The sequence below is a fragment of the Streptomyces sp. SPB074 genome, from assembly GCF_000154905.1.
Classification (GTDB): domain Bacteria; phylum Actinomycetota; class Actinomycetes; order Streptomycetales; family Streptomycetaceae; genus Streptomyces.
In genome coordinates, this window is the sequence record NZ_GG770539.1 from 1,566,007 (window position 1) to 1,570,801 (window position 4,795).

The following is a 4,795-nucleotide window of genomic DNA, read 5'->3' on the forward strand; positions in this document are numbered from 1 at the left end:
GAGGCGTTCGACGCCGCCGGGCGCGGCACGGCGGCCATCCCGTCCGCCGCCGCTTCGTCCGCGACGCCGGAGCGCGCGGCCGATGCCGCCGCCGCGAGCGCGTCGCCCGGCCCCGCCGTCGCGTCCGACGAGGCGACGGCGCTGCGCGACCTCGCCACAGCGGAGAAGAAGCTCGCGGACCACCGTGCGCGCGTCCTCGTGGACGCTCCGGCCGAGCTGGCGCGCCTGCTCGCCTCGGTCGCCGCCGCAGGCGCCGCGCACGCCTACGTACTCGGTGCCGCAGCCACGTGACGCCGCGCACGACCCGCCCCGTAAGGGAGCGGGCGGACCAGGAGACAGCAGCAGGAGCCAGCAGGAGGAGTAGCCGATGTCTGAAAATGCTCGTACGCGCGTCGGAAAATCCGACACGAAGGAGCGGGAACGCAAGGCCGCCGAGGCGGCGCTGCGCGCGGAGCACGCCGCCGTCTACGGATACGGCGTCGTCGGCGGGCGCGTCGCCCCGGCACGGCGCGACGACGCGAGGGCGGCCTACGACGCGCACCGCGCGCGACGTGACGCGCTGGAACGCGACGTCACCGACCTCGGAGGCACGCCGGAGCCCGCCGCCGCCGCGTACACGTTGCCGTTCGCGGTGCCCGACGCCGCGGCGACGCTACGGCTCGCGGAGGCGCTGGAGGAACGCGTCGCCGGGGTGTATGCCGACCTGGTGCGGGCGGCGTCGGGGCAACGTCGCGCGGATGCCGCCGCCGCGTTGCGCGAAGCGGCGGTCCGCGCCGTGCGCTGGAGCGGCGACGGCGTAGCCTTCCCAGGTCTGGCGGAACGATCGAATCCGGCCAAGGAGTCCGAGAAGGAGCGTCCGGCTTCCCCGGCCCCGCAGGACTGACCACCCGGTACCAGCCCGAAGGGACGCACCCCGCATGGTCCTCGAACCTCCCCGCCGACTCGTACGGGCCTTGGCGGAGGACCCCGGCGGGGACGACACGGCGGCCTGGCTGGCCGGGCTTCCCGAGTTGGTGGACGCCGCCGCGCGCGCCCACGGCGTTCGCGTGGAGCGGCTGCTCCAGCCGGGCGGGCGAAGTGGAGTGGTCCTGCTGGTGCGTCGCGCGGACGACGCCCCCCGCCGTCCTCAAGCTCGCGCCACGGCGTGCGCGTCCCGGCGCCGAGGCGGCGGCGCTCGCGCGGTGGGACGGCCTCGGTGCCTGCCGCCTCCTCGCGGGGTCCGCGGCGGGGGCGGCGGGCGGCGGAGAGGTGCACGACGCGGCGTTCGGCCCGGCGTACGGGGCCGAACTCGGGAACACGACGGGGACTGTGGCGCCGCTCGCGAGTGGGCGTGGCCTGCTCCTGGAGCGCCTTCACTCCGAGATCTCGTTGAGTTCGCTGCCGCAGGCGAAGGCGATGCTGGAGGCCGCGGAAACGGTGCGCAGGCTGTGGGTACCGGTGGCCGACGAGTCACCGTTCGAAACACTCGCCGCGCGTACGGAGCGCCAGGCCGCGCACATGCGCGGGACGGCGGGCCCGCTCATCCTGCCCCTCGTGGAGAACGCTCTGGCGGTGCGCCGCGAACTGCTCGCCGACGCCGCGCGACCCGAAGCGGAACGCGTACTGCTGCACGGCGCCTTCCGGCAGGCGAAGGTACTCGCCGGCGAGCGGCTGCCGTGGCTCGCGGTCGGCCCCGAGCCCGTAATCGGCGAGCGCGCCTACGACGTCGCGCGCCTGGCCCGCGACCGGCTGGAGGACCTCGTGGCGAGCGACGGCGGCGCGAGCGCCGCGCGACGTCGCGTCGCCAAGCTCGCGGACGCCCTCGACCTGGACCGCGATCGGGTGCGGGGCTGGACCCACTTCCGCGCGACAGCCGCCGGCGTCGCGGCGCTCGCGGCGGGCCGCCGCCAGGAGGGCGAGACGTTGCTGGAGTTCGCGGCCTGGCTCTGAGCCGCCCCGAGGATGCGCGGGGCGTGGCGTGCGGGGGTGACGTCGAGAGGGGGCGGGGCGTCGTGGCGGTGCTGCGGCGCGAGGTAGCGACCGCTGTCGGGGGGGCGTCGCGCGCTGAGGGGCCGGTACGTCGCGGCGACGTCACGCGGGCCACGTCGCGTACGGCGCCCCGGCACGTCGCGCATACGCGCTTCCGACAGCGCGACGTCACGCACCCTGCGACGCGACGTCGCATATGCCACGTCGCGTGCGACCAGGCACGATGCGTCGTGACGTCGCGTCGACGCACGGCACGCGACGTACTCCGCGCGCCTGTGGCTCCCCTCCGACGCCGTTCCCCCTCCGCCCCGCCCACCGCCGCGTCCCGCGTGGTCGCCGCCGCGTCCCGGGCCGCGTCCCGCGTCGCGCACGCGCCGCAGGGCGGGACGTCGCGTGACGTCCCGCGCTGCGGGGTGGTGACGGGTGTCCGGCCGGATCAGGCGGTCAGGCGGGCGACGGCTTCCTCGACCGGGAGTTCCTCGCGCTCGCCGGTGCGGCGGTCCTTGAGCTCGACGATGCCCTCGGCGGCGCGGCGGCCCGCGATGACCGTCTTCGGGACACCGATGAGCTCGGCGTCGGTGAACTTGACGCCGGGCGAGACGCCCGCGCGGTCGTCCACGAGGACGCGAGCGCCGGCGGCGGCGAGCTTGTCGGCGACCTCCAGGGCCAGCTCGGTCTGGAGGACCTTGCCGGCGGCGACGACGTGGACGTCGGCGGGGGCGACCTCGGCGGGCCAGCACAGGCCCTTGTCGTCGGCGGTCTGCTCGGCGAGCGCGGCGACGGCGCGCGAGACGCCGATGCCGTACGACCCCATCGTGACGCGTACGGGCTTGCCGTTCTGGCCGAGGACATCGAGCTGGAAGGTGTCGGCGTACTTGCGGCCGAGCTGGAAGATGTGACCGATCTCGATGGCACGGTCGAGGTGCAGGCCCTGGCCGCAGTTGGGGCAGGGGTCGCCCTCCTGGACCACGACGACGTCGAGGTAGTCGTCCACCTCGAAGTCGCGGCCGGCGACGACATTGCGCGCGTGGGTGTCGGGCTTGTTGGCGCCGGTGACCCAGGCGGTGCCGGGGGCGACGCGGGGGTCGGCGATGTAGCGGATCTTCAGGCCCTGGGGACCGACGTAGCCGCGTACCAGCTCCGGGTTCGTCTCGAAGTCCTCGGCGGTGACGAGGTCCACGACGGCGGGCGCCAAGTGCTCGCCCAGCTTGCCGAGGTCGACCTCGCGGTCACCGGGGACGCCGATGGCGACGATCTCGCCGTCCACCTTGACCAGCAGGTTCTTGAGCGTCGCGGAGGCGGGAACGCCGAGGTGCTCGGCCAGCGTCTCGATCGTCGGCGTGTCGGGAGTGTCCAGCTCCTCGACCGGACCGTGCGCGGAACCGTCCACCGCGGCGCCCTTGAAGGTGACGGCCTCGGTGTTCGCCGCGAACCCGCAGTTGGGGCAGTCGGCGAAGGTGTCCTCACCGGCGGCGGCCGGGGCGAGGAACTCCTCCGAGGCCGAACCGCCCATGGCGCCCGACACGGCGGAGACGATGCGGTAGTCGAGACCGAGGCGCGCGAAGATCTTGCGGTACGCCTCGCGGTGCAGCGCGTACGACTCGGCCAGGCCCTCGTCGGTCGTGTCGAAGGAGTACGAGTCCTTCATGAGGAACTCGCGACCGCGCAGCACGCCGGAGCGGGGACGCGCCTCGTCGCGGTACTTCGTCTGGATCTGGTACAGCATGACCGGAAGGTCCTTGTACGAGGTGCACTGGTCCTTCACGACCTGCGTGAAGATCTCCTCGTGCGTGGGGCCGAGGAGGTAGTCGGCGCCCTTGCGGTCCTTGAGGCGGAAGAGCAGGTCGCCGTACTCCTCCCAGCGCCCCGTCGCCTCGTAGGGCTCGCGCGGCAGGAGCGCGGGCAGCAGGACCTCCTGGGCGCCGATGGCGTCGAGCTCCTCGCGGACGATCTGCGAGATGTTGTCGAGGACCTTCTTGCCGAGCGGCAGCCAGGACCAGACACCGGCGGCCGTACGGCGTACGTAGCCGGCGCGGACCAGGAGCTTGTGGCTCAGCGTCTCGGCGTCCGCCGGGTCGTCGCGCAGTGTCTTGACCATCAATCGGGACATGCGCTGGACCTGGGCCATGGTGAACTCCTGCGAGGAAAGGGTGATGGTGACGAGGTTAGCCGGGGCCCCGGGGCTGGCGGAAATCGGTTATGCCCGGTGCGGACGCGGGCCCTCCAGAGGCAACGTCGCGCCCATCACCGCGTACGGCAACGGCGCGCCGGGGAAGGCGATCTGTCGCGCGAGGTCGCGGTATCCGAGCGAGGCGTAGAGGCCGCGCGCGGGGCTGTCGCGATCGATGGCCGAGAGGATCGAACGCGGCTGCGGCGCGACGTCGGTGAGGCCGGTGATGAGGGCGCGGCCGATGCCGCGGTTCTGGTGACGCGGGTGGACGTGCAGTTCGGTGATCACGAAGGAATCGTCCAGCCACGCGTCGTTGCCGAGCCGGCGCAGGTAGGGCTGCACGACCGTGGACCACCAGTGGGCGCGGTCGTTCGGGAGTCCGTAGACGAAGCCGACGAGGCGGTTCTCGGCCGTCGTGGCACCGAGCGCGCGGGCGCCGGGGACACCGAGGTGCCGCAGCACGATGTGGTGCCGTACGTCCATCTCCTCGTCGGTGAGACCGAAGGCGAGAGCCTGCACGGCAAGGGCCTCGTCCACGCGGGCGGCCAGATCGAGCGGGCCGACCGTGATCTCGTCCGGGGTCCTGGGGGTGTGCCCGGGGTTGCTCGACATGCGGGGAGACTACCGGGCGCCGGGGGCGTGGGGGCCGGGAGGGAG

Annotated in this window: 3 protein-coding genes and 2 pseudogenes; 3 read left to right on the forward strand and 2 right to left on the reverse strand. The window is 73.8% G+C overall.

The window, feature by feature from the left end; all coding sequences use genetic code 11:
* The 3 genes and pseudogenes from SSBG_RS34300 to SSBG_RS06210 form a co-directional block, all read left to right on the forward strand.
* Nucleotides 1-291 (forward strand): annotated as a pseudogene (locus SSBG_RS34300) (hypothetical protein); the annotation flags it as partial.
* Nucleotides 292-367: 76 nt separating this feature from the next.
* On the forward strand, nucleotides 368-883 hold the full coding sequence (locus SSBG_RS06205) for a ferritin-like domain-containing protein (RefSeq protein ID WP_008745353.1): 516 nt from the start codon (nucleotides 368-370) through the stop codon (nucleotides 881-883).
* Between the two features lie 34 nt (nucleotides 884-917).
* A pseudogene (locus tag SSBG_RS06210) lies at nucleotides 918-1,929 on the forward strand (aminoglycoside phosphotransferase family protein).
* 475 nt (nucleotides 1,930-2,404) lie between these two features.
* On the opposite strand, the gene SSBG_RS06215 reads toward SSBG_RS06210, so the two are convergent.
* Nucleotides 2,405-4,096, reverse strand: a complete 1,692-nt coding sequence (locus SSBG_RS06215) for a proline--tRNA ligase (RefSeq protein WP_008745355.1) — start codon at nucleotides 4,094-4,096, stop codon at nucleotides 2,405-2,407.
* A 69-nt stretch (nucleotides 4,097-4,165) separates the two neighbouring features.
* Nucleotides 4,166-4,750: a GNAT family N-acetyltransferase gene (locus SSBG_RS06220; RefSeq protein WP_008745356.1), complete on the reverse strand. Its 585-nt coding sequence runs from the start codon at nucleotides 4,748-4,750 to the stop codon at nucleotides 4,166-4,168.
* Nucleotides 4,751-4,795 lie beyond the last annotated feature (45 nt).

Bases quoted from the DNA above. Each gene is read 5' to 3' on its own strand.
- SSBG_RS06205 (WP_008745353.1), top strand. From the start codon at position 368: ATGTCTGAAAATGCTCGTACGCGCGTCGGAAAATCCGACACGAAGGAG.
- SSBG_RS06220 (WP_008745356.1), bottom strand. From the start codon at position 4,750: ATGTCGAGCAACCCCGGGCACACCCCCAGGACCCCGGACGAGATCACG.
- SSBG_RS06215 (WP_008745355.1), bottom strand. From the start codon at position 4,096: ATGGCCCAGGTCCAGCGCATGTCCCGATTGATGGTCAAGACACTGCGC.